At 71.7% G+C, this 23358-nt stretch carries 22 protein-coding genes and 1 rRNA gene; 6 read left to right on the top strand and 17 right to left on the bottom strand.

Features of this window, described 5'->3' with window-relative positions; genetic code table 11:
* Nucleotides 1-171 precede the first annotated feature (171 nt).
* The gene (locus tag AB0K36_RS00115; protein ID WP_364586136.1) at nt 172-2895 is read left to right on the top strand and encodes an alpha/beta hydrolase; all 2724 of its coding nucleotides are present in this window, start codon (nt 172-174) and stop codon (nt 2893-2895) included.
* A 10-nt stretch (nt 2896-2905) separates the two neighbouring features.
* Here the strand turns inward: AB0K36_RS00115 and AB0K36_RS00110 are convergent, their stop codons facing one another.
* The gene (locus AB0K36_RS00110) at nt 2906-3292 is read right to left on the bottom strand and encodes an ATP-binding protein (protein ID WP_364586133.1); all 387 of its coding nucleotides are present in this window, start codon (nt 3290-3292) and stop codon (nt 2906-2908) included.
* A gap of 125 nt (nt 3293-3417) precedes the next feature.
* Here AB0K36_RS00110 and AB0K36_RS00105 point away from each other — a divergent pair, with 125 nt between their 5' ends.
* Nucleotides 3418-4242: a helix-turn-helix domain-containing protein gene (locus AB0K36_RS00105; RefSeq protein WP_364586130.1), complete on the top strand. Its 825-nt coding sequence runs from the start codon at nt 3418-3420 to the stop codon at nt 4240-4242.
* Entirely contained in the window at nt 4239-4475 is a 237-nt protein-coding gene (locus tag AB0K36_RS00100; RefSeq protein WP_364586127.1) for a DUF397 domain-containing protein, read from the top strand. Before AB0K36_RS00105 ends, AB0K36_RS00100 begins: the two co-directional genes overlap by 4 nt.
* Here the strand turns inward: AB0K36_RS00100 and hemB are convergent.
* The 7 genes from hemB to AB0K36_RS00065 form a co-directional block, all read right to left on the bottom strand.
* Complete coding sequence (gene hemB / locus AB0K36_RS00095; protein WP_364586124.1) at nt 4459-5460, bottom strand: porphobilinogen synthase; 1002 nt, start codon at nt 5458-5460, stop codon at nt 4459-4461. The genes AB0K36_RS00100 and hemB overlap by 17 nt on opposite strands.
* A gap of 63 nt (nt 5461-5523) precedes the next feature.
* Nucleotides 5524-6378: a class I SAM-dependent methyltransferase gene (locus tag AB0K36_RS00090; RefSeq protein WP_364586121.1), complete on the bottom strand. Its 855-nt coding sequence runs from the start codon at nt 6376-6378 to the stop codon at nt 5524-5526.
* A 134-nt stretch (nt 6379-6512) separates the two neighbouring features.
* Nucleotides 6513-8180: a bifunctional uroporphyrinogen-III C-methyltransferase/uroporphyrinogen-III synthase gene (locus AB0K36_RS00085; protein ID WP_189467160.1), complete on the bottom strand. Its 1668-nt coding sequence runs from the start codon at nt 8178-8180 to the stop codon at nt 6513-6515.
* Nucleotides 8177-9136, bottom strand: a complete 960-nt coding sequence (gene hemC, locus AB0K36_RS00080) for a hydroxymethylbilane synthase (RefSeq protein ID WP_364586118.1) — start codon at nt 9134-9136, stop codon at nt 8177-8179. Before hemC ends, AB0K36_RS00085 begins: the two co-directional genes overlap by 4 nt.
* Nucleotides 9133-10857, bottom strand: coding sequence for a glutamyl-tRNA reductase (locus AB0K36_RS00075; protein WP_364586115.1), 1725 nt, complete (start codon nt 10855-10857; stop codon nt 9133-9135). The genes hemC and AB0K36_RS00075 overlap by 4 nt, the downstream gene beginning before the upstream one ends.
* Entirely contained in the window at nt 10854-11579 is a 726-nt protein-coding gene (locus AB0K36_RS00070; RefSeq protein ID WP_037774055.1) for a redox-sensing transcriptional repressor Rex, read from the bottom strand. Before AB0K36_RS00070 ends, AB0K36_RS00075 begins: the two co-directional genes overlap by 4 nt.
* Nucleotides 11580-11911: 332 nt before the next feature.
* The gene (locus AB0K36_RS00065; protein ID WP_364586112.1) at nt 11912-12187 is read right to left on the bottom strand and encodes a glutaredoxin family protein; all 276 of its coding nucleotides are present in this window, start codon (nt 12185-12187) and stop codon (nt 11912-11914) included.
* 104 nt (nt 12188-12291) lie between these two features.
* Here AB0K36_RS00065 and AB0K36_RS00060 point away from each other — a divergent pair, with 104 nt between their 5' ends.
* The 3 genes from AB0K36_RS00060 to AB0K36_RS00050 all read left to right on the top strand — a co-directional run bounded on the left by AB0K36_RS00060 (nt 12292) and on the right by AB0K36_RS00050 (nt 15954).
* Nucleotides 12292-13233 (top strand): HAD family hydrolase, encoded by a 942-nt coding sequence (locus tag AB0K36_RS00060; protein ID WP_364586109.1) that lies wholly within the window; start codon nt 12292-12294, stop codon nt 13231-13233.
* Nucleotides 13234-13651: 418 nt separating this feature from the next.
* Nucleotides 13652-14500 carry an ECF subfamily RNA polymerase sigma factor, BldN family gene (locus AB0K36_RS00055; protein ID WP_307707675.1) on the top strand — a complete coding sequence of 283 codons (849 nt, stop codon included), beginning with the start codon at nt 13652-13654 and terminating at the stop codon, nt 14498-14500.
* A gap of 269 nt (nt 14501-14769) precedes the next feature.
* On the top strand, nt 14770-15954 hold the full coding sequence (locus tag AB0K36_RS00050; protein ID WP_364586106.1) for a DUF5667 domain-containing protein: 1185 nt from the start codon (nt 14770-14772) through the stop codon (nt 15952-15954).
* 94 nt (nt 15955-16048) lie between these two features.
* Here the strand turns inward: AB0K36_RS00050 and AB0K36_RS00045 are convergent, their stop codons facing one another.
* The 9 genes from AB0K36_RS00045 to rrf all read right to left on the bottom strand — a co-directional run bounded on the left by AB0K36_RS00045 (nt 16049) and on the right by rrf (nt 23320).
* Nucleotides 16049-17215 (bottom strand): lysophospholipid acyltransferase family protein, encoded by a 1167-nt coding sequence (locus AB0K36_RS00045; RefSeq protein ID WP_364586103.1) that lies wholly within the window; start codon nt 17213-17215, stop codon nt 16049-16051.
* 15 nt (nt 17216-17230) lie between these two features.
* The gene (locus tag AB0K36_RS00040; RefSeq protein WP_364586100.1) at nt 17231-18337 is read right to left on the bottom strand and encodes an NAD-dependent epimerase/dehydratase family protein; all 1107 of its coding nucleotides are present in this window, start codon (nt 18335-18337) and stop codon (nt 17231-17233) included.
* A gap of 199 nt (nt 18338-18536) precedes the next feature.
* Nucleotides 18537-18635: a 30S ribosomal protein bS22 gene (locus AB0K36_RS00035; protein ID WP_003948845.1), complete on the bottom strand. Its 99-nt coding sequence runs from the start codon at nt 18633-18635 to the stop codon at nt 18537-18539.
* A 122-nt stretch (nt 18636-18757) separates the two neighbouring features.
* On the bottom strand, nt 18758-18970 hold the full coding sequence (locus tag AB0K36_RS00030; RefSeq protein ID WP_014046653.1) for a helix-turn-helix domain-containing protein: 213 nt from the start codon (nt 18968-18970) through the stop codon (nt 18758-18760).
* A 128-nt stretch (nt 18971-19098) separates the two neighbouring features.
* The gene (locus AB0K36_RS00025) at nt 19099-19902 is read right to left on the bottom strand and encodes a phosphatase (RefSeq protein WP_364586097.1); all 804 of its coding nucleotides are present in this window, start codon (nt 19900-19902) and stop codon (nt 19099-19101) included.
* 96 nt (nt 19903-19998) lie between these two features.
* Nucleotides 19999-21177, bottom strand: coding sequence for an acetoin utilization protein AcuC (locus AB0K36_RS00020; RefSeq protein WP_364586094.1), 1179 nt, complete (start codon nt 21175-21177; stop codon nt 19999-20001).
* Nucleotides 21128-22369 (bottom strand): MFS transporter, encoded by a 1242-nt coding sequence (locus AB0K36_RS00015; protein WP_364586091.1) that lies wholly within the window; start codon nt 22367-22369, stop codon nt 21128-21130. The genes AB0K36_RS00020 and AB0K36_RS00015 overlap by 50 nt, the downstream gene beginning before the upstream one ends.
* Before the next feature lie 117 nt (nt 22370-22486).
* The gene (locus tag AB0K36_RS00010; RefSeq protein WP_364586088.1) at nt 22487-23131 is read right to left on the bottom strand and encodes an HAD family hydrolase; all 645 of its coding nucleotides are present in this window, start codon (nt 23129-23131) and stop codon (nt 22487-22489) included.
* Nucleotides 23132-23203: 72 nt separating this feature from the next.
* Nucleotides 23204-23320: ribosomal RNA gene (gene rrf, locus AB0K36_RS00005) — 5S ribosomal RNA — on the bottom strand.
* Nucleotides 23321-23358 lie beyond the last annotated feature (38 nt).

Below are 23358 nucleotides of genomic sequence, written 5' to 3'. Positions count from 1 at the left end.
CTTCGACCGCACAGATCCGGCCGAAACGTTCCGCGCAGGCAGCCCCCACGTCCTTCTCCCCGTCCTCCGGTCGAGAGGCACCCGGGACAACCGGGCGCCCGGCCCACGGGGTTGAGGAGGGGAACGTTGATACGTGCCCGGAGGATATGGGCGACCGCGACAGCGGTGCTCATGGCGGTAGGGGTGGCGCCGGCAGCGGCGCACGCCGTCCAGCCGCCCGAAGTTCGCCCCGCCACGGCGGCGGACGGCAACGACGCTCTGCCGCCCGGCTGGCGGATCACCCATGACGACGGACAGGGCGCTCTGGAGTGGCGCTCGCCGCGTCCCGTGCCCCCGGGTGACGCGCGCGTCGAGTTCCACGCGGACGACGGGATCGTCGGCGTGCCCGAGGCCGGCAAGGACGGACGGAGCTTCCGCCTGCCCCTCGACGACGCGCGGACGACCGACCCGGCGGACCTGAAGAACCTGACCGTGCTGGCGGGCGGCCGCCGTCTGGACCAGGAGCCCGGCGGCGACTCCGGCGCCCGCGGGACCGCGCCGACCGCGAAGCCGCCGGCCGAGTTCCCGCCGGGGGCCGTCGACCCGGGCCGGGCGGGCACCTACCGGACCACCACCGGCGAGTACACGCTCGACCCGGTCCGGCTGCCCGGCTTCGCGGCGCCGGTCGAGATGCGCGCCGTGGTGGTCGCCCCGAAGGGCGCCCCCGGCAAGCGCCCGCTCGCGCTGTTCCTGCACGGCCGGCACGCCACCTGCTATGTCCCGGGCAAGGACGACGAGGTGACGATCGACTGGCCGTGCGCCAAGGGCGCGAAGCCGATCCCGAGCCACCGCGGCTATCTGCGCGACCAGGAGCTGCTGGCCTCCCAGGGCTATGTGACCGTGTCCATCGCCGCGAACGGCGTCAACGGCCAGGACTGGAACGCCGAGGACGGTGGCGCGCAGGCGCGCTCGTCCCTGGTGCGGTCGCATCTGGCCCGCTGGGCGGACTGGGCCGCGAAGCCGGCCACCGCACCCGGACCGGTACGCAAGGCCCCGAAGGCCGACCTGTCCCGTGTCCTGCTCGTCGGCCACTCGCGCGGCGGCGAGGGCGTCAACCGCGCGGCCATGGACAGCCTGTATCCGCCCGCCCCCGCCCAGGACGGCTACCGCGGGAAGGTGCGCTGGCACATCCGCGGGACCGTGCTCATCGGCCCGACGATCTTCGGCCACAACCCGGTGCCGGACGTCCCGTCGCTGACGATCCTGCCGGGCTGCGACGGCGACGTGTCCGACCTCCAGGGCCAGGTGTACGCGGACGGGACGCGCGGCGTCAGCCGGGGCAAGGCCCTGCACAGCGCGGTCTACATGGTCGGCGCGAACCACAACTACTTCAACAGCGAGTGGACCCCCGGCCAGGCCCAGGCCCCCGCCGACGACGACTTCTGGCCCGACCCCGAGCAGCCGGACCCCGTCTGCTCGCCGGGTACCGCGACCCGGCTGACCGCCGACCAGCAGCACCGGGCCGGCGCCACCTACATCGCCGCCGCCGCACGCCTGTTCGTCGCCGGTGACGACCGGGTGCGCGAACTGCTCGACGGCACGGGCCGCCGAGCCCCTTCCGCCGACCCGGCGCGGGTGCTGACCCACGCCGTCGGCGCGAACCGCGGCGCCGGGTTCCTCCCCGACGGACCCGTGACCGTGACCGGCGGCCGGCTGTGCGACGCCATCGACCCCAAGGCTCCCTGCCTGGACTCCGGGTCCTCGCCGCACTTCGCCCACTGGCAGCCCGAGCACGAGACCGGCCGCCGCGCGGTGGCGCTGAACTGGTCCGCACCGGGCTCCGCGGTGACCGTCAGGCCCGAGAAGCCGCTCTCCCTCAAGGGCGCCGACAGCCTCGCGCTGCGCGTCTTCGTGCCGCCCAACACCACCGGGACGCAGCTCGACGTGTCCGTCACCGACGCCTCCGGCAAGCGGGCGAAGCTGGGCGGTGTCCGGGTGGACGGGCTGCCGGGCAGCGACCGCACGACCTCCTACTGGGCGCGCGAGGTGCGTGTACCCCTCACCGCCGCGGCACGCGCCGGGCTCGATCTGCGCCGGGTCGCCGCGCTGGAACTGACCCCCCGCAGCCGCTCCGGCAAGGCGTGGCTGATGGACGCGTGGGCGTGGAGCCCCGGCACACCCGCCGTCCGTGAGGCCCCGCTGACCCGGATCGACCTCGGCCGGCTCAAGGTCAAGGAGGGTGACTCGGGCGTCCGCACGTACCAGGTGCCCGTCCGCGTGTCCGGCAAGGGCAGCGGAACGGTGCGCGTGTACGCCGTCGACCCGGTCACCGGCCGGGCGAAGGACCGGCTGGTGACGGTACGGGCCGGCAGCAGCATCGACGTACCGGTGAAGGTGGAGGGCAACAAGCGGTACGCCTACGACATGAGCCACGATGTGCTGGTCAAGGCGGTTCGGGGGGCCGTGGTCGGAGCGCACTCCGGCGGGGTCACCGCCGAGAACGACGACCCGATGCCGAAGGTCACCGTGAAGCCCGTCGCCGACAAGGTGACGGAGGGGCAGCCCCTGAAGTGGCGGGTCGCCCTGTCCGAGCCGGCCGACGCCGAGATCTACACGTCGATCCAGTTCATGCCCCCCGCCGGCGGCCCGGAGCTGTCCACCAAGGACGTCGACGAACAGTGGCTGCTGGACACCCTGATCGGCGAACTCCCCACCGATGACGTCCCGCTGTCCCGGCTGGAGTACCCGTTCCTGTGGGTCCCGGTACCGGCCGGGACCACCGGCGTGGACGTCACCGTGCCGACGGTCCGCGACCAGGTGACGGAGCCCGAGGAGTACGTGGGCATCCAGCCCGGGGACGACGAGGGCACGCCGCAGGGCCCGGCCCTCAGGGGCACGGTGCTCGACGCACCGTAGGACGCCCGCATCACGGCCGCGCGAACTCGCACCACACCACCTTGCCGGGTTCGCGCGGCCCGATCCCCCACCTGTCGGCCAGCGCGGCCACCAGCAGCAGGCCGCGCCCCGACTCGTCTTCCGGCTCGCGCAGGCACGGCCTCCCGTCGCCGCTGTCGTGCACCTCGACGCGCAGCGTCCCGTCCTCCGACAGCCACAGCCGCAGCAGATAGCCGCGGCCCGGCGGCACGCCGTGCACCAGCGCGTTCGTCGCGAGCTCGCTCACGCAGAGCGTGATGTCGTCGGCCCGCGCGCCCCATCCCCACGCGGTCAGCGCCTCCCGGGCGAACCTCCGTGCCGTACCGACGGATCGGCGCTCGCGACGGCAGAACACCTCGCGCAGTTCCTCGTGTTGCATCGTCCTGTCCACGGGACGAGATTCGCGCTGCGGGCGGCGATGGCGGCACTCCGCCGACCCGTACGTTTCATTTGTACGGGTCGTCCAGGCGTAACGTACGGGCGGGTGCGGGGAGTTGGTGAGATATGCACCCCAGGAGACGCCACCGGAAGAACGCGTCGGCGATGCGGCTGGTCGGCCGCCAGCTCGCCCGCTTCCGCGAGGCCGCGGGCCTCACGCAACGCGAACTCGCGACGGAGTTCAACCTCGCCGAGGAGACCGTCGCCTCCATGGAACAGGGCCGCCGCCCGCTGAAGCCGGACCTCGCGCAGAGACTCGACGACCGCCTCGACACGAAGGGCGCGCTGTCGGTCGCGGTGGAGCACATGCCGGAGGTGGACCTGATCCCGGCGTGGGCGGAGGAGTACATGGATCTGGAGCGGGAGGCGATCGCGCTGTCCTGGTACGACAACCAGGTCGTGCCGGGCCTGCTCCAGACCGAGCGCTACGCGCGGGGGGTCTTCCGTAGCCGGGTGCCCGCGTTCAGCGCGGACGAGATCGAGGCCCAGGTCGCCGCCCGCGTCGCCCGCCAGGAGATCCTGGCACGCACCCGGCCGCCGACGATCAGCTTCGTGATGTGGGAAGCCGTCCTGAGGGACCGGATCGGCGGCGACGAGGTGTACGAGGAGCAGGTGCGCCACCTGCGGGCCTGCGCCGACCTGCCCGACGTGTCCCTCCAAGTCATGCCGTTCGGCCGCACCAGCCATGCGGGACTCAACGGCCCGTTCACCTTGCTGGAGACCCCCGATCACCAGCTCCTCGGCTACACCGAGAGCCAGCGCGGCAGCCAGCTGGTCTCCGACCCGGACGAGGTCAGCATCCTGGCCCGCAAATATGCGATGCTGCGGGCACAGGCCCTCAACCCCGAGGAAAGCAAGGCCCTGTTGGATCGGCTGCTGGGAGAGAGATGAGCACCGGACTGAAGTGGTTCAAGTCCAGCTACAGCGGCGACGAAGGCGGACAGTGCCTCGAAGTGGCCTATGACTGGCGCAAGTCCAGCCACAGCGGCAGCGAGGGTGGGCAGTGCATCGAGGTCGCCACCCACCCCGCCACGATCCACGTTCGCGACTCGAAGAACCCCGGCGGCCCGAGCCTCACGCTCGACCCGGCCGCCTGGGCGGCCTTCGTCAGCGACCTGCGCTGATCCCCTGGGCGACCTCGGTCGCCCAGTACGTAAGGATCATGCTCGCGCCTGCCCGCTTGATGCCGAGCAGGGTCTCCGCGATCGCCTTGTCCCGGTCGATCCAGCCCTTCTCCGCCGCGGCCTCGACCATCGCGTACTCGCCGCTGATCTGGTACGCCGCGACCGGCACGTCCACCGACTCCGCGACCTTCGCCAGGACGTCGAGGTAGGGGCCCGCGGGCTTGACCATGACCATGTCGGCGCCTTCCTCGAGGTCGAGCGCCAGCTCGCGCATCGACTCGCGGACGTTGGCCGGGTCCTGCTGGTAGGTCTTGCGGTCGCCCTTGAGCGACGAGCCGACGGCCTCACGGAAGGGGCCGTAGAACGCGGAGGAGTACTTCGCGGTGTACGCGAGGATCGACACGTCCTCCTTGCCGATGGTGTCGAGCGCGTCGCGGACGACGCCGATCTGGCCGTCCATCATTCCGCTCGGGCCGACGACGTGGACGCCGGCGTCCGCCTGGACCTGCGCCATCTCGGCGTAGCGCTCGAGCGTGGCGTCGTTGTCGACGCGGCCGTCCGCCGCGAGGACCCCGCAGTGGCCGTGGTCGGTGTACTCGTCCAGGCACAGGTCGGACATGATCACGAGCTCGTCGCCGACCTCGGCCTTCACGTCCCGGATCGCGACCTGGAGGATGCCGTCCGGGTCGGTGCCGGCGGTGCCGAGCGCGTCCTTCTTCGCGTCCTCCGGCACGCCGAAGAGCATGATCCCGGCCACGCCTGCCTCGCGGGCCTCCACGGCGGCCTTGCGGAGCGTGTCACGGGTGTGCTGGACGACTCCGGGCATGGCCGAGATGGGCACGGGCTCGGCGATGCCCTCCCGTACGAACGCGGGGAGGATCAGGTCGGCCGGGTGCAGGCGCGTCTCCGCGACCATGCGCCGCATCGCGGGGTTGGTCCGGAGCCGCCGGGGGCGGGCACCGGGGAAGGATCCGTACGCAGTCATACGGCCACGCTACGCCTGTGCGACGGGTGCGAATGCCGACAGGGCGTCGGTGTGACCGGCCCCCTACGGCTTGGTCGCGGTGACGATCCAGGCGGCCGACTCGTAGCGGACGCCTTCCGGGGTCAGATGGCAGTCGAGGTCCGCCCGGAGGGACCGCAGGGCCCGCTCCCTGTCCTGCGCGTCGAGCCCTTCGAGCGCCCACTCCAGCATGCCGGAGACGAAATGCCCGGCGTGCTCGATGTCGCGTCCGAAGTTCATGGGCAGGGTGCGCCCGTCGAAGTGCGGCGAATCGAATCCGGCCGCCACGAGCACGTCGCCCACGACGTCCGGGTCGGCCATGGAGAACGGGCCGGGCGCGCCGGGAGGCGGCATGGGAAGGTCACGGCCGACCGCGACGGCGCCCAGGAACGACGTGAACCACTCGTTGCGCTCCGCGTCCTGCCAGACGAGGAGTGCCAGCCGCCCGCCGCGCCGCAGGGCGCGGGCGATGTTGCGGAACGCGGTGACCGGATCGGCGAAGAACACGCACCCGTTGCGGCTGACGGCCACGTCGAAGGCACCGGTGGGGAACGGGTACGTCTGGGCGTCGCCCTGCTCGTAGCGGACGCTGTCGAGCCCTTCGCGCTCCGTCTCCTGCCGGGCGGCGCGCAACATCGCCGTGGACAGGTCGATGCCGAGCACGGGCCCGCCGACGGTGAGCCGGGCGGCGGCGCGGGAGGTGAGGCCGTTGCCGCAGCCGATGTCGAGCACCCGCTCGCCCCGCTGGAGCCTCGCGGCGTCGAGGAAGGGGCGCTGGTAGGCGTGGACGGCGCGGTCGAAATCCTCCGCGTGTGCCGCCCAGTAGGCGCCCTGGACACCGTCCCAGGCGCGAGCCTGCTCGGCGTTGGACGGATCGACGTGGAGAGTGCTGGCGCTCACAGGGGGTCACCCACTTGACTGCCCGGAAGGATCCTTGTGCTTCCGGTGTACGCCTGTCGGCCCCCGCCTGTCGAACGTACGGAGGCGGGGCGGGTGGGGATCTCCCCGCCCGCCCCGCCTCCTGATCACGTCGCTCAGGTCGTCGTGCGACGCCTCCGGCCGCCCGGACGGCGCTCCGACGGGCGCGTCACGTGCTCGCCCGCCTCGACCGCGGCGGCGCGGCGGGCCGCGCCGAACTCGGCCAGCGCCTCGGCCAGCCGGTGCACGGACGGCTCGGGGGACAGTACGTCCACCCGCAGCCCGTGCTCCTCCGCGGTCTTCGCGGTGGCGGGACCGATGCAGGCGATCACGGTCACGTTGTGCGGCTTGCCGGCGATGCCGACCAGGTTCCGCACCGTCGACGAGGAGGTGAAGAGCACGGCGTCGAAACCGCCGCCCTTGATCGCCTCACGGGTGTCCGCCGGCGGCGGCGACGCCCGCACCGTCCGGTAGGCGGTCACGTCGTCGACCTCCCACCCGAGCTCGATGAGGCCCGCGACCAGCGTCTCGGTCGCGATGTCGGCGCGCGGCAGGAAGACGCGGTCGATCGGGTCGAAGACCGGGTCGTAGGGCGGCCAGTCCTCCAGCAGACCGGCCGCGGACTGCTCACCGCTCGGCACGAGGTCCGGCTTGACGCCGAAGTCCACCAGCGCGGCCGCCGTCTGCTCACCGACCGCCGCGACCTTGATCCCGGCGAAGGCGCGGGCGTCGAGCCCGTACTCCTCGAACTTCTCCCGCACCGCCTTCACGGCGTTGACGGACGTGAAAGCGATCCACTCGTAACGGCCGGTCACCAGGCCCTTGACCGCGCGCTCCATCTGCTGCGGCGTGCGCGGCGGTTCGACGGCGATCGTCGGGACCTCGTGCGGCACGGCGCCGTAGGAACGAAGCTGGTCGGAGAGCGAGGCCGCCTGCTCCTTCGTGCGCGGCACGAGCACCTTCCAGCCGAACAGCGGCTTGGACTCGAACCACGCGAGCTGCTCACGCTGTGCCGCGGCGCTGCGCTCACCGACCACGGCTATGACCGGCTGGTGGCCGTCGGGGGACGGCAGCACCTTCGCCTGCTTCAGGGTCTGCGCGATCGTGCCGAGCGTCGCCGTCCAGGTCCGCTGCCGCGTGGTCGTGCCGGCCACGGTGACGGTGAGCGGGGTGTCCGGCTTGCGGCCGGCCGCGACCAGCTCGCCGGCCGCCGCGGCGACCGTCTCGAGCGTGGCGGAGACGACGGCCGTGCCGTCGCTGGCGCCGACCTCGCTCCAGCAGCGGTCGGAAGCGGTCCGCGCGTCGACGAACCTGACGTCGGCGCCCTGCTCGTCACGGAGCGGGACACCCGCGTACGCGGGCACGCCCACCGCGGTCGCCACACCGGGCACGACCTCGAAGGGGATCCCCGCCGCGGCGCAGGCGAGCATCTCCCGACCCGCGTCGGTGTCCAGGCCGGGGTCACCGGTCACCGCACGGACGACCCGCTTGCCGCCCCGTGCGGCCTCCATGACAAGATTGGCCGCATCCCTGAGTACGGGGATTCCGGCGGTTGTTGACACGTCGTCAACAACCGTCAGTTCAGGCGTGCTCACGCTCGCCCGCGCATGGCCGCGAACGACGTCGAGCACCTGCGGCTCGGCGACCAGCACGTCGGCGCCGGCAAGCGCCTCCACGGCGCGCAGAGTCAGCAGACCGGGATCGCCGGGACCGGCACCCAGGAAGGTGACGTGCCCGTGTCCGTGTGCCGGAAGGGGCGGACGGTTCGAGGTGGTGGGGCTCAAAGTGCTCGCTCCCCCATAAGACCAGCCGCACCCTTGGCCAGCATCTCGTCCGCGAGTTCGCGTCCGAGTGCCGCCGCGTCGTCGTGCGACGTGGGTACGGGACCGGTGGTGGACAGCTGCACCAGCGAAGAGCCGTCGGTCGTGCCGACGACGCCGCGCAGGCGCATTTCGGTGAATTCCTGGCCGTCGCCCAACAGGTCGGCCAACGCACCCACAGGTGCGGAGCAGCCGGCCTCCAGGGCGGCGAGCAGGGATCGCTCGGCGGTCACGGCGGCCCGCGTGTGCGGGTCGTCGAGCTCGGCGAGCGCGGCGGTGAGGTCCGCGTCGGACGCGGAACACTCGATCGCCAGTGCCCCCTGGCCGGGAGCGGGCAGGACGAAGTCCACCGACAGGAAGTCGGTCACCTCGTCGGTCCTGCCGATGCGGTTGAGTCCGGCCGCGGCGAGCACGACGGCGTCGAGCTCCCCGTTCCGTACAAATCCGATGCGGGTGTCGACGTTGCCGCGGATCGGCACGGTCTCGATCGTCAGGCCGTGCGTGCGGGCGTACGCGTTCAGCTGCGCCATCCGGCGCGGCGAACCGGTCCCGATCCGGGCGCCGTTCGGCAGCCGCTCGAAGCTGAGGCCGTCGCGCGCGATCAGCACGTCGCGCGGGTCCTCACGCTTCGGCACGGCCGCGAGCGCCAGCTCGTCGGGCTGGGTCGTGGGCAGGTCCTTCAGCGAGTGAACGGCGAAGTCGACCTCCCCGCGCGCCAGCGCCTCACGCAGCGCGGCGACGAACACGCCGGTGCCGCCGATCTGCGCGAGATGCTCCCGGGACACGTCCCCGTACGTGGTGATCTCGACGAGCTCGACGGCGCGGCCGGTCAGCCGGCGCACCGCCTCGGCCACTTGCCCGGACTGGGCCATGGCCAGCTTGCTGCGCCGGGTTCCGAGCCTCAGTGCCCTCTCGGTCATACTCGCCCTCGGTTCTTGACATCTGCGTCATTCAGGTCGGCCCGGCTGACGGAGGCGACCGTCTCCGGGTCGAGGTCGAAGAGTGTCCGCAGCGCGTCCGCGTACCCGGCGCCGCCGGGTTCTCCGGCCAGCTGCTTGACCCGCACGGTGGGCGCGTGCAGGAGCTTGTCCACCACGCGGCGCACGGTCTGGGTGATCTCGGCCCGCTGCTTCTCGTCGAGCCCGGTCAGGCGCCCCTCGAGGCGCGCAATCTCCCCCGCCACCACATCGGCGGCCATGGTGCGCAGGGCGACCACGGTCGGCGTGATGTGCGCGGCACGCTGGGCGGCGCCGAAGGCGGCGACCTCGTCCGAGACGATCGAGCGGACCTGGTCCACGTCGGCGGCCATCGGCGCGTCGGCCGAAGCCTCCGCGAGGGACTCGATGTCGACCAGGCGTACGCCCGCGAGGCGGTGGACGGCGGCGTCGATGTCCCTCGGCATCGCCAGGTCCAGCAGCCCGAGCCGTACCGGCCCGGTGCCGTGCGCGGTGACCGTGCGGTCCGCCTCACGCGGGGCACGGGAGCCGTTGTCGACCCAGGCGCCGTGCTGGACGAGGGAGTCGTCGAGCCCGACGGGGCACTCGGCGGCGTCCGCGACGGCGGGCTCGGTGCCCCGGGCAACATCCGCGGCGCCGAAGGCCACGGCGCTGTCCGCGCCCTGCTCCACGGCGGAGACCGGCGCGTCGGCGTCGGCGGCGGCGGGCGGCACACCGGGAAGGCCGGCGAGGTCGTCGTGGCGTCCGGGCAGCTCGGCCACCCGTCCGTCGCGCGCCGCGACGGCGGCGAGGCGGGCGACGAGGCTTCCTTCGGGAGCGCGCAGGTCCTCGGGGACCGCCGCGCCGGGGACCATGTGCTGAGCGAGCGCCGCCGCGACCGACTCGGCCGTCAGCACCAGGCCCGTCGCACCGGTGCACGACACGGCCACGTCGGCCAGGGCGAGCTCGGCGGGCACGTCGGACATGCGCACGGCGCGCGCGCTCGCGCCGCCCTCGGCCAGCACCGCGGCCAGCCGCTCCGCGCGCTCCATGGTCCGGTTCGCGACGACGAGTTCCCGCACGCCGAGGCGCGCCAGCGTCGTGGCGGCGAGCGAGGACATCGAGCCGGCGCCGATGACCAGCGCCTTCCGGTCCCGCGCCCAGGTCTCGACCGGCTCGCCCGCGGCGAGCTGTTCGAGACCGAACGTGACGAGCGACTGCCCGGCCCGGTCGATCCCGGTCTCGCTGTGCGCGCGCTTGCCGACCCGCAGCGCCTGCTGGAACAGGTCGTTGATCAGCCGCCCGGCGGTGTGCAGTTCCTGCCCGAGCGCCAGCGCGTCCTTGATCTGGCCGAGGATCTGCCCCTCGCCGACGACCATCGAGTCCAGACCGCAGGCCACCGAGAAGAGGTGGTGGACGGCCCGGTCCTCGTAGTGCACATAGAGATAGGGGGTGAGCTCCTCGAGGCCCACGCCGCTGTGCTGGGCGAGCAGCGTGGACAGCTCGGCGACGCCGGCGTGGAACTTGTCCACGTCCGCGTACAACTCGATGCGGTTGCACGTGGCGAGCACCGTCGCCTCGGTGGCGGGTTCCGCGGCCAGGGTGTCCTGCAGAAGCTTGATCCGCGCGTCGGTGGGCAGGGATGCCCGCTCCAGCACACTCACGGGTGCGCTGCGGTGGCTCAGCCCTACGACCAGGAGACTCATGCCGGCATCACCGCGGACATGTCACCGTCGGGGCCCTTGCGGTTCGCGGCCTCGGCCTCTTCGCCGGCCTTGCGCTGCTCGTGGAAGGCGAGGATCTGGAGCTCGATCGAGAGGTCGACCTTGCGCACGTCCACGCCGTCCGGCACGGACAGCACGGTGGGCGCGAAGTTCAGGATGGAGGTGACACCGGCGGCGATCAGGCGCTCGCACACCTGCTGCGCGGCACCGGCGGGCGTGGAGATGACGCCGATCGAGACCCCGTTGTCGCTGATGATCTTCTCGAGCTCGTCCGTGTGCTGCACCGGGATGCCCGCGACGGGCTTTCCGGCCATGGCCGGGTCGGCGTCGATCAGCGCGGCGACCCGGAAACCACGGGACGCGAAGCCGCCGTAGTTGGCGAGCGCGGCGCCGAGATTACCGATTCCTACGATCACAACCGGCCAGTCCTGGGTCAGGCCCAGTTCCCGGGAGATCTGGTAGACGAGATACTCCACGTCGTAGCCGACGCCCCGGGTCCCGTACGAGCCGAGGTAGGAGAAGTCCTTGCGCAGCTTCGCGGAGTTGACGCCCGCGGCCGCCGCGAGCTCCTCGGACGACACCGTGGGTACGGAACGCTCCGACAGCGCGGTCAGTGCGCGCAGGTACAGCGGAAGCCGGGCGACGGTGGCCTCGGGGATTCCTCGGCTACGGGTCGCCGGTCGGTGATTTCGGCCAGTTGCCACGGTGCTCCTGGGGGATGAGCGAGGCTGCAGGCGGCCGTGTGTCTCAAGACCGCCCCGTCGACAGCAGGCTATGTCTTTGTGAACGCGTGCACAAAGATGGTGTCCGCTTTGTCCGTCCAAAGTGACCGGGGTCACGCGATTCGGCGGCCGGATCGAGGAACCGCGAACCGATCGTGACCGTTGGGCTACCGAAGGGCGCAAAATCGGACACTCTCCTCTCGAATACGCCCCCGAGACCGCCTGATTCCGCCTACTCTGCCCTGCCGTCACCGCCCGCCGATAGGGCCGCGACGGCGCGCCGTGGACTTCCGTGGATGTCCGTGGACGCAGGGCTATCCGGCCAGCGCGCGTCGCAGCCGGGCCGCGTCCACCTTCCAGAAGGTGTGGTGCTCGCCGTCGACGAGCACCACCGGGATCTGCTCCCAGTAGGCGCGGTGCAGCTCCTCGTCCTGGTTGATGTCCTTCTCCTCCCAGGGCACGCCCACCTCGGCGCACACCTGCTCGACCACCGCGCGCGCATCGTCACAGAGGTGACACCCGGGCTTCCCGATGAGGGTCACCACGTGTTCCCCGGAGTTCTTCTTCGTACGCCGCAGCAGTGGACTCATGCGCCCATTCTCGCCGGTCCCCTTAACAGCGCGGTCGCGGACTGTTCACGCCGACGCATCCTGGCGCGGCGGGAAGTACCGAACAGACTGGCTATGCTCACGACATGGCCGCACTGGGATGGCTCACCCCGCGCAGGCGCTCCGCCACGGCACGCAGCGTGCTCGCGGGCGAAGCCGCAGCCGAGGCAGCACGGAAGTCCTCGCAGACGATCGAGGCACTCGAGGCACAGGACGTCACCGCCCCTGCCGTGGAACCGGAGTTCCCCGTCGCGGGCGACGAGCGCGCCGCCGCCTTCTTCGACCTCGACAACACGGTCATGCAGGGCGCCGCGATCTTCCACTTCGGCCGCGGGCTCTACAAGCGCAAGTTCTTCCAGCGCCGCGAACTGGCGAGGTTCGCCTGGCAGCAGGCGTGGTTCCGGCTCGCGGGCGTCGAGGACCCCGAGCACATGCAGGACGCCCGCGACAGCGCCCTCTCCATCGTCAAGGGCCACCGCGTCTCCGAGCTGATGAGCATCGGCGAGGAGATCTACGACGAGTACATGGCCGACCGCATCTGGCCGGGCACCCGTGCGCTCGCCCAGGCCCACCTCGACGCCGGCCAGAAGGTGTGGCTCGTCACGGCTGCGCCCGTGGAGACCGCGACGATCATCGCCCGCCGTCTCGGCCTGACCGGCGCGCTCGGCACCGTCGCCGAATCCGTCGACGGCGTCTACACGGGCAAGCTCGTCGGCGAACCGCTGCACGGCCCGGCGAAGGCGGAGGCCGTGCGCGCGCTGGCGGCGGCCGAGGGCCTGGACCTGTCCCGCTGCGCGGCGTACAGCGACAGCCACAACGACATCCCCATGCTGTCCCTCGTCGGCCACCCGTACGCGATCAACCCGGACACCAAACTGCGCAAGCACGCCCGGCAGCGGGACTGGCGGCTGCGCGACTACCGCACCGGCCGCAAGGCGGCCAAGGTCGGCATCCCCGCCGCGGCCGGGGTCGGCGCGCTGGCGGGCGGCACCGCCGCCGCGGTCGCTCTCCACCGCCGCCGCCGCTGACGCCGGCGTCACGGGCGCGCTCCACGCCGTCCGGGCGCCGACACCGCGGCCTTTCACCGACGGCCGGCGGCCGCCGCGCGCTTCCGAACATGTGCTCCCCGCGCGTGTCGGCGGCCAATCCACGGGTGTTACCCCTTCGGCCCCCCGGCCAGTCCACTTGTCACGGCCCGGCCACAACTCACCGCCCGATAAGACAGATCACGACGTAATTCGATCAACAAGTGCTCACAATGTGCGACCAGTTGCGACGCATAGACGTAACAGAAGCGACGGAAACGACGATTTGAGCAACTGGGTGTAGCGCTGCCTGTACGAAGCGTTATTCTCCTCAGACGCATGACGGACCACCCCACCAGTCATCACGACGGGTGAACGGTCCCGCACTGCTCGTGATGGAAGCTCTGCCTCTGGGAGTCCCGTGTACCCACACGTCGGGGTTGACGCCTCGGGCCTGGCTACGCTGCGCGCAGCGGTCCTCGACCACTTGCGCGGCCTTGTCCCCGCCGCGTACACCGTCCCCGCATTCGCCACCCCCGGCCTCGCCGCCGGCGGCCCGGCCGCACCCTGCTACGCCCTGACCGACGGCCTGCAGAAGGGTCCCGCGCGCAGCGCCGTCGACGAGGGGCGGCGGTCGGCCGACGGACGGGCTGCGGGCAGAAGGGCGGGCCGGGGCAGCTCGGGCGCCCACGCCGCCACCCGCCGGCCCACCGCCGACAGCGACAGCGCCCGCATGATGGAACTGGTCGAGCGCGCCCAGGCGGGCGAGGCCGAGGCCTTCGGCCGGCTCTACGACCAGTACAGCGACACCGTCTACCGCTACATCTACTACCGCGTCGGCGGGAAGGCCACGGCGGAGGACCTCACCAGTGAGACCTTCCTGCGCGCCCTGCGCCGGATCTCCACCTTCACCTGGCAGGGCCGGGACTTCGGCGCCTGGCTCGTCACGATCGCCCGCAACCTGGTCGCCGACCACTTCAAATCGAGCCGCTTCCGCCTGGAAGTGACCACCGGCGAGATGCTCGACGCCAACGAGGTCGAGCGCAGCCCGGAGGACTCGGTCCTGGAGTCCCTCTCCAACGCCGCGCTGCTCGAAGCCGTCCGCAAGCTCAACCCCCAGCAGCAGGAGTGCGTCACGCTCCGCTTCCTGCAAGGCCTGTCCGTCGCGGAGACGGCGAGGGCGATGGGCAAGAACGAGGGCGCGATCAAGACTCTTCAGTACCGGGCGGTCCGCACCCTCGCCCGGCTGCTGCCCGACGACGCACGCTGAGCCGTTCCCCTGCGACAGAGCTCCACCGTCCCCACACTCCCCCACGGCCCCCGTCCCCAACTGACAATCGGTGACGCCTCGATGACGCACTGGTCCGATCATCTTTCGCGCGTAACCCAAGTGCCGCGACGCTCGTTGTGCGGAATGCAGGCTCCCTCTGGACGCGCCATGCCCGCAGCCACTCACTCTTTCGTGTGGATGTACTCAAGGTATGCAACCCTCCAGACCCTCAGGGGAGTCGACCGTCATGACGAGAGGAGGTGCCGCCAGTGATCGCGAACGTTTCGGCGCACCGGCGGGCGAACGCCTTCGCCCAGGCCTTGGAAGACCAGGCGGCCGAACAGCCCGACGAATCGGTCGAGTCCGTCGAACCGCCCGAGCACGAACGGCTGTTGACCCTGGCCCACGGTCTCGGCGAACTGCCGAAGCCGCAGCTGGACCCCGAGGTCAAGGTGGTGCAGCGGGCGCAGCTCGTGGCGGCGATGGAATCGCTGCTGCAGGAAGGCAGAGGGGGTGCGTCCACGGGCCCTACGGTGCCCGAGCAGCGGACCTCGGGCCGCGGCGCGCACCGGGCATCCCCGCTCCGGAAATTGCGACCGCGTTCCCGCTGGTCGAAGGGGCTCGCTGCCGGCGGGCTGACCGTCGGTGTGGCGGCCGGAGCGTTCGGCGGAGTGGCCGCTGCGAGTTCCGACGCCCTCCCCGGTGACTCGCTGTACGGGCTGAAGCGCGGCATGGAGGACTTCAAGCTCGGCCTCGCGGACGGTGACTCCGACCGCGGAGAGCTCTACCTCGACCAGGCGTCGACCCGCCTGAGCGAGGCCCGCCGGCTGATGGAGCGGGACCGCGGCGGCGCCCTGGACCACGAGTCCCTGAGCGAGGTCCGCCGCACGCTCAACGGCATGCGGCACGACGTCACGGAAGGCCACCGCCTGCTCAGCGCCGCATACGAGCGCGACGGGTCGCTCGCCCCGATGGCCGCGCTCAATTCCTTCTCCCGTTCGCACCGCGACACGTGGGACGGTCTGCGCGAGCGGCTGCCCGCCCAGCTGACCGACGTCGGCGACGACGTCGACTCCGCCTTCGACGCCATAGACGAACAGGTCGGCCCGCTCGAGGCGATGCTGCCCCGTACCCCGGAGAAGCACCGCGAGTCCCAGGGCCCGGGCGCCTCACAGGACTCGGGGCGCACCGCCGACCCGGGCCGTACGGCGTCGAGCTCGCCCGGTACCGACGGCGGGAGCGCCCGGCCCAGCCCGTCCGGCTCCACCTCGGGCTCGCCGAACGACGGCCTGCTCGGCGGCAACACCGGTGGTCTTCTCGATCCGCCGGAGGGGGCGGCGAGCCCCTCCCCGTCCGGCAAGGGCTCGGAGCCGCCGCAGCCGGAGATCACCATCCCGCCGCTGCTGCCGGGCATCCTCCCGGGCCTCGGTTTCGAGGCCGAGGACGACGGCTGACGCGGGCGGGAGCACCGCGCGCGGCTGAGGGGTGGGTCCCGGTCGGGACCCACCCCTCAGCGGTGTCCATGGCGCGCCGGCAACGCCGGCACGGCTAGAAGAAGACCGAGCGGCGCTGCACCAGCAGCTTGTAGAGCGTGTGCTGGATCTGTTCCCGCACCTGGTCCGTCAGGTTGAACATCAGCATCGGGTCCTCCGCCGCCTCCGGCGGGTACCCGTCCGTCGGGATCGGCTCCCCGAACTGGATCGTCCACTTCGTCGGCAGCGGCACCGCTCCCAGCGGTCCGAGCCACGGGAACGTCGGCGTGACGGGGAAGTACGGGAAGCCCAGCAGCCGCGCCAGCGTCTTCGCGTTGCCGATCATCGGGTAGATCTCCTCGGCGCCGACGATCGAACACGGCACGATGGGCACGCCCGCCCGCAGCGCCGTGGAGACGAAGCCTCCCCGGCCGAAACGCTGAAGCTTGTAGCGCTCGCTGAACGGCTTGCCGATGCCCTTGAAGCCCTCGGGCATCACACCGACGACCTCGCCGCGCTGGAGCAGCCTCTCCGCGTCCTCCGCGCACGCCAGGGTGTGACCGGCCTTCCGGGCCAGCTCGTTGACCACCGGCAGCATGAACACCAGATCCGCGGCCAGCAGCCGCAGATGGCGGTCAGCGGGATGGTTGTCGTGCACGGCCACCTGGAGCATCAGCCCGTCCAGCGGCACGGTGCCCGAGTGGTTCGCCACCACCAGCGCCCCGCCCTCCGACGGGATGTTCTCGATGCCCTTGACCTCGACGCGGAAGTACTTCTGGTACATCGGCCGCAGCATCGACATCAGCACCTGGTCGGTGAGCTCGGCGTCGTAGCCGAACTCGTCGACCTCGTAGTCGCCCGTGATGCGTCGCCGCAGGAACGCCAGCCCGCCGGCGATCCTCCGGTCCCAGCCTCCGTCCGCCGTCACCGGCGTCTCCCCGGCGGCCGCCACGGGGGCTCCGTCCTGCTGGGCATCGCCGGCGCCACCCGCGTCACCGGTAGCGCCGGAAGCCGCGGAGAGGGCGCCCCTGACCGGCTCGGCAGGGGCCGCGGGAGCGGTGTCGGGGCCCGGCCCGGCCTCACCGGCCTGGGGGCCCGGCAGCGGGCTCAGCGCGGCGTCCCGCACCGCCGCCGCGTCCGCCTTGCGCCGGCCGCCGGACGCGGGGCGCCGCCGTACCGGGCGCTGCGCGCCGCCGCCGCGCGACCGGTCGTCGTCGAACGGAATGACCTTGGCGTCCGCCATCGTCGGCTGCGCTCCTTATCCGGGCTGTCCGCTGCTGTGCGTCGTCTGGGTGACCGCTCGCCCGCCGTCCTCGACGGGCGCCCCGTCGTGGACGCCGATCGACAGGGCCGCCGCGACCCGGTCCACCGCCTCGGCGAGCGACTCCGGCGGCAGCAGCCCCGGGCCACGGCTGCGCGCGAAGTCCGCGAACGTCTCAGCGGTCGTGTACTTCGGCCGGAAGCCCAGTGTCTCGCGCATCTGAACGGTGCTCACCACCCGTCCGTGCGTGAGCAGCCGGATCTGCTCGGGCGAGAAGTCGGTGAAACCGACCGTCCGCAGCGCCGAGCCCACCCAGGTGACCGCGGGGAGCAGCAGCGGCAGCGTGGGCCGCCCCAGCCGCCGCGAGCACTGCGACAGGGTCAGCACACCGTCACCCGCGATGTTGAAGGTGCCGCTGTTGAGCGTGCCGCGGCGCGGCTCGTGCAGGGCGATCCGCAGCACGTCGATCACGTCGTCCTCGTGGACGAACTGCAGCCGGGGGTCGTAGCCGAAGACGGTCGGCATCACCGGCAGCGAGAAGAAGTCGGCGAGCGGCGAGTCCGCGCACGGTCCGAGGATGTTGGCGAAGCGCAGCACGCACACCGCCACGTCGGGGCGGCGGCGGGCGAAGCCGCGTACATATCCCTCGACCTCGACGGCGTCCTTGGCGAATCCACCGCTCGGCAGCGACTTGGGCGGGGTGGTCTCCGTGAAGACCGCCGGGTCGCGGGGGGCGGAGCCGTACACGCTCGTACTCGATTTGATCACCAGCCGCTTGACGGTCGGTGACTTCTGGCAGGCGCCGAGCAGCTGCATGGTGCCGATGACGTTGGTCTCCTTGACGGCCGTACGGCCGCCGGCGCCCAGCGGCGTCCCGGTGACGTCCAGATGGACCACCGTGTCCACGGCGTGCTCGGCGAGGACCCTCGCGATGGCGGGCCGGCGGATGTCGGCACGCACGAACTCGGCCCCGCCCAGATGGTGTCCGGGCCCCTCGGCGTCGACCCCGATCACCCGGTCCACCTCGGGATCCCGCTGGATCCGCCGTACGAGACGGCCGCCGAGCTGCCGGGCCACTCCGGTGACGAGCACGACCTTGCCCAAGATCAGCGCCTTCCCTAGCTCCTGGCGTCACCGTAGCGCGTCACCGTTGCGCTGTGATGACCGCACGACGGACTTTTGCCACGTCGTGTCCACCGGTGCTCCACCCGTGCTCCGTACGGTGTCCGTCCCCGGGCCCGGACAGCACCTCGGCCCCTCCACCGGACTGGTGGAGGGGCCGAGAGACACGCTCAGCTGCCGCTTACTTCTTGTTGCGACGCTGAACGCGGGTGCGCTTGAGCAGCTTGCGGTGCTTCTTCTTGGCCATCCGCTTACGCCGCTTCTTGATAACAGAGCCCACGACTACCCTCGCTCACTTCTCTTCACTCGGTGCGGGGCGTCTGGGCCCACACGACCTACGTCGGCCTAGCCTACCTGCCGCCGAGTGAGGGACGTAATCCGAGGGCGGCCGTCCCTCCTCCGTTACGCGGATTCCACCCCCACGAAGGATTCGCGGAGATACTCGTGAACCGCTTGCTCCGGTACCCGGAAGGACCTCCCCACCCGGATCGCCGGCAGATGACCGCTGTGCACCAAGCGGTACACGGTCATCTTCGACACCCGCATCACCGAGGCGACTTCCGCCACGGTAAGGAACTTGACCTCGTTGAGAGGCCTCTCGCTGCCAGCAGCCATGACCCACCTGTACCTTCCGCACCCGACGCGCACCGGCTTCCCCTCCGGTGACTCTTCGTCGCTGTGCGCTCACTGCCCAGACTAGGGGCGGGTGATGCGAGTGGGGAAGAGGAGCAGCGATCGGCCGCCTACTGTGACAGACACGCCCGATTGAGCACATAGCGCGTCAACGGCCGGTAGTAATCGGACCGTACGGCGTCATCAAGCGGAACGGCGACGGACACCTGCCCCTCCACCTCACCGACGAACAGCGCCGGATCGTCCGTGTCCGCCAGTCCGATGGCCTCGATACCCAGTTGACCTGCTCCGCAGACCCAGCCGTGATCACCGACGACGAGATCGGGCAGCCGCCCGCCGGCGTCCGCGGCCGCCCCCAGCGCGACCCTGACCGGCAACGGGGAATGACTGTGGGCCCCCGCGCCGCCGGCGCCCGCCTCCCGGAGCCGCGCCACTCCCCGTACGTATTCGAGCCGGTACGTGCGTACGCCGAACCGGGTCGTTATGTCGACACATCGCCCCTGCGCGGGTGTGAGTACGGAACACCCCGCCGCCGACAGCGCGTCTGCCAGACCGGCGTAGAACCCGAGCAGCCGGTGCGGATGTCCGGTGCCGAACAGGACCGCCCCGCCCCGCTCGGCCACCGCGCCCAGCCGCTCCGCGAACGCGGCCAGCCTGCCGAGGGTCAGCTCCGGGTCGATGACGTCCGCCCCGGTCACATGCTCGGGATCGGCGGAGACCCCGCATCTGTCCGCCATGAGGGCGATGACGTCCCGCACGCTCCACGCCGACCGGGGGTCCAGTCCGATGGTGACCCGCGGATCGCGGGCGACGAACGCGCGATAGCTCCGCAGACTCGTCTCACGGGAGGTGGCGACATCACCGGCCAGCCGGGACGCCAGCAGATGCGCCCGCAGCGCCTCGGTGCTCAACACCCTCCCGATGCTGACGCAGAGAGGCACCCACCACGCGAAAACCCCGAACAACCCGCACAGTCGGCCTAACGCCCGCTATGCGCCGCGCTGCCGGTGTCAGGCCAGCAGCCCCCGCAGCGGGAACACCGCCCGCCGCGTCGCCAGCACGGCCTGGTCCAGCCGGTCAGCGGGGTCGTAGCCCTCTTCCCAGCCGCGCCAGGCCACCGGCCACCGGCCGTCCGTCATCCGCGCCGGAGCCAACTGCCGCGTCCGCGCGTACACCTCGTCCCGCCACGACGAAGGAATCACCGACTCGGGCTCGACCGGCTGGTGCGCCGCGAGCCCCACCAGATGCGTCCACGAGCGCGGAACCACGTCGACCACCGCGTAACCGCCACCGCCGAGCGCGACCCACCGGCCGCCCTCCACATGCTCGTGGGCCAGCGTGTGGCACGCCTCCTGGACGGCACGCTGCGCGTCGAGCGACACCGCCAGATGCGCCAGCGGATCCTCGAAGTGCGTGTCCGCCCCGTGCTGTGTCACCAGGACCTGCGGCCGGAAGTCGGCCACCAGCTCGGGCACCACCGCGTGGAACGCCCGCAGCCAGCCCTGGTCCCCCGTGCCCGCCGGCAGCGCCACGTTCACCGCGGAGCCCTCCGCGGCACCGGCCGCGCCCGTCTCCTCCGGCCAACCGGTCTGCGGGAACAACGTCTGCGGATGCTCGTGCAGCGACACCGTCAGGACCCGCGGGTCGTCCCAGAAGGCCGCCTGCACGCCGTCACCGTGGTGGACGTCCACGTCGACGTAGGCGACCCGTTCCGCGCCGAGCTCCAGCAGCCGCGCGATGGCCAGCGACGCGTCGTTGTAGATGCAGAACCCGGAGGCGCTCCCCGGCATCGCGTGGTGCAGCCCCCCGGCGAAGTTGACCGCGTGAGCGGCCTCTCCGCGCCACACGGCCTCCGCCGCGCCGACGGACTGCCCGGCGATCAGCGCCGACGCCTCATGCATGCCCTCAAAAGCCGGGTCGTCGACCGTGCCGAGTCCGTACGACTGGTCCGCGGCCTTCGGGTCGGCCGACGCCGCCCGTACCGCGTCCACGTAGTCCTCCCGGTGCACGAGCCCGAGCGTCGACGCCCCGGCCGGCCTGGCGGCGACCACGCGCATCGCACGGTCCAGTCCGTACGCCCGCACCAGCCCCATGGTCAGTGCGAGCCGCACCGGATCCATCGGATGGCCGGAACCGAAGTCATACCCGGTTACCGCCTCGTCCCACATCAGCAATCCGCGGCCGCTCATGCCCGACACCGTATCGGGCGCTCCCGTCACCGAACGATCCGGCGTACACCAGCGTCAACAACACGAGCGCCATGGGTACGAGCATCGCCCCGCGGTAGCTCCAGGCGTCCCCCAGCGCCCCGACCAAGGGCGACCCGATGAGGAAACCGACGTAGTTGAAGACGTTCAGCCGCGCCACGGCCACGTCGCTCCGGCCCGCGAACAGCCGGCCCGCCGCCGCGAAGGTCTGCGGCACGATCACGCACAGACCGAGCCCCAGCACCGTGAATCCGGCCATGCCGGTCCACGCCCCCGGCGCGGCCGCGACCACGGCGAACCCGACCGCCGCCAGCACCGCCCCGCACCGGACGACGGCCACCGCCCCGAAGCGCCGCACCCCGAGGTCCCCGACGGCACGGCCCACCAGGGTCGTCACCATGTAGGCGTTGTACGGGACGGTCGCCAGCTCCTCCGAGCTGCCGAGGACGTCCTGCAGATACTTGGCGCTCCAGTTGGAGACGGTCGAGTCGCCGATGTACGCGAAGGTCATCACCAGCGCGAGCGGCAGCAGCATCCTGAACGCCACCCGGCCGCCGTCCCCGGCCACGCCGTCGTCGCCGCCCTTGACGGCCTCCGGGCCGAGCCGGGGGCGCTCCCCGCCGACGTACCACCGGCTGCCCACGAGTGCCGCCGGCACCAGCACCACGACCACCGGAAGGTAGGAGACGACGAGCGCCAGGTCCCAGTGGGCGCCCGCCCAGGCGAGCGAGGCACCGACGATCCCGCCGAGGCTGTACGCGGCATGGAAGCCGAGCATGATGCTGCGCCCGTACGCCGCCTGGAGCCCGATGCCCAGCATGTTCATCGACGCGTCGAGCGCGCCCACGGACAGCCCGAACACCCCGAGCGCGACGGCCACTTGCCACATCTCGTCGCCCGCGGCCAGACCGAGCAGCGCCAGCAGCACCACCGGCTGGGCCCAGCGCAGCACCGCGCTCACGGGTGCCCGCCGCACGATCCGCTCGGTCAGCACGCTGCCCACCCCGGCAAGGACGGGCACCGCCGCGAGGAACAGCGGCAGCAGGGCGTCGGATATCCCGTACCGCTCCTGGATGGCGGGTATTCGGGTCACGAGCAGGGCGAAGGCGACGCCCTGCGAGAAGAAGCTGAACGCGAGGGAGGCCCGCCCGTGGCGCAACCGCGGATCTGTCATGGCGGCACAGCGTATGCCCGGGCCCTACCGGGCGGTAGACGCGTCACAGAAGCAGACTCGTACGACCCGCGCCGCGCCGACGGCGCCGCCGGAACCGCCGCCGTCGCCCGGGCGGCGTCAGGCCAGCAGTGCGGGCAGCTCCGCCATCGAGGTGAAGTGCCCGTCGGCGCCGGCCAGTTCGGCCGCGGGGGTCATGGCCGTGAACCCGTACACGTCCATCCCGGCCGCGAGCGCCGCCTGCACGCCGAGACGACTGTCCTCGACCACCACGCACCGCTCTGGCGCCACCCCCATCCGCTCGGCGGCATGCAGGAACAGATCGGGTGCCGGCTTGCCCCTGCCGACGTCCTGGGCGCTGAAGACGGTCCCTTCCCTGAACCACCGGTCAAGACCGGTCGTGCGGTGTCCCACCCGGATGCGCTCATGGCTGCCGGACGAGGCGACACAGTAGGGGACGGCATCGGCACGGAGCTTCTCCAGCACTTCGGTCACCCCGTCGACGGCCGTCAACTCCCGCTCGAACGCGGCGAAGACGCGGGCGTGGAACGTGTCGTCGAAGTCCGCCGGCAGGTCCTGCCCGGTCCGCTCCCGGACAAGGTCGTGCACCCGGTGCATCGCGGAGCCCATGTAGTCCCGCAGGGACTCCTCGTACGTGGTGGGGTGCCCCAGCTCGGTGAGGTAGGCGGCCAGGAGGGTGTTGGACAGGGGCTCGCTGTCGACGAGCACTCCGTCGTTGTCGAAGATGACGAGGTCATAGCGCATGCGGCCGACCCTAATCGACCCTGAACGCAGGAAAGCCCCGCACCAGAGGTGCGGGGCTTTCCCACAATGATTGTTCGGCGGCGTCCTACTCTCCCACAGGGTCCCCCCTGCAGTACCATCGGCGCTGAAAGGCTTAGCTTCCGGGTTCGGAATGTAACCGGGCGTTTCCCTAACGCAATGACCACCGAAACTCTATGAAGATGTCCGAACTACCAGCCGGCAACCCC

The sequence above is a fragment of the Streptomyces kurssanovii genome (assembly GCF_040677245.1).
GTDB lineage: Bacteria > Actinomycetota > Actinomycetes > Streptomycetales > Streptomycetaceae > Streptomyces > Streptomyces kurssanovii.
The sequence above is the reverse complement of the archived record's forward strand: the minus strand, read 5'-3'. Positions and strand labels throughout refer to the sequence as shown.

Coding starts and splice junctions, on each gene's coding strand:
- AB0K36_RS00105 (WP_364586130.1), top strand. CDS start 3,418: ATGCACCCCAGGAGACGCCACCGGAAGAACGCGTCGGCGATGCGGCTG.
- hemC (WP_364586118.1), bottom strand. CDS start 9,136: ATGACCGAGAGGGCACTGAGGCTCGGAACCCGGCGCAGCAAGCTGGCC.
- AB0K36_RS00045 (WP_364586103.1), bottom strand. CDS start 17,215: ATGGCGGACGCCAAGGTCATTCCGTTCGACGACGACCGGTCGCGCGGC.
- AB0K36_RS00115 (WP_364586136.1), top strand. CDS start 172: ATGGCGGTAGGGGTGGCGCCGGCAGCGGCGCACGCCGTCCAGCCGCCC.
- AB0K36_RS00060 (WP_364586109.1), top strand. CDS start 12,292: ATGGCCGCACTGGGATGGCTCACCCCGCGCAGGCGCTCCGCCACGGCA.
- AB0K36_RS00010 (WP_364586088.1), bottom strand. CDS start 23,131: ATGCGCTATGACCTCGTCATCTTCGACAACGACGGAGTGCTCGTCGAC.
- hemB (WP_364586124.1), bottom strand. CDS start 5,460: ATGACTGCGTACGGATCCTTCCCCGGTGCCCGCCCCCGGCGGCTCCGG.
- AB0K36_RS00020 (WP_364586094.1), bottom strand. CDS start 21,177: ATGAGCGGCCGCGGATTGCTGATGTGGGACGAGGCGGTAACCGGGTAT.
- AB0K36_RS00065 (WP_364586112.1), bottom strand. CDS start 12,187: ATGAGTCCACTGCTGCGGCGTACGAAGAAGAACTCCGGGGAACACGTG.
- AB0K36_RS00015 (WP_364586091.1), bottom strand. CDS start 22,369: ATGACAGATCCGCGGTTGCGCCACGGGCGGGCCTCCCTCGCGTTCAGC.
- AB0K36_RS00110 (WP_364586133.1), bottom strand. CDS start 3,292: ATGCAACACGAGGAACTGCGCGAGGTGTTCTGCCGTCGCGAGCGCCGA.
- AB0K36_RS00075 (WP_364586115.1), bottom strand. CDS start 10,857: ATGAGTCTCCTGGTCGTAGGGCTGAGCCACCGCAGCGCACCCGTGAGT.
- AB0K36_RS00100 (WP_364586127.1), top strand. CDS start 4,239: ATGAGCACCGGACTGAAGTGGTTCAAGTCCAGCTACAGCGGCGACGAA.
- AB0K36_RS00030 (WP_014046653.1), bottom strand. CDS start 18,970: ATGGCTGCTGGCAGCGAGAGGCCTCTCAACGAGGTCAAGTTCCTTACC.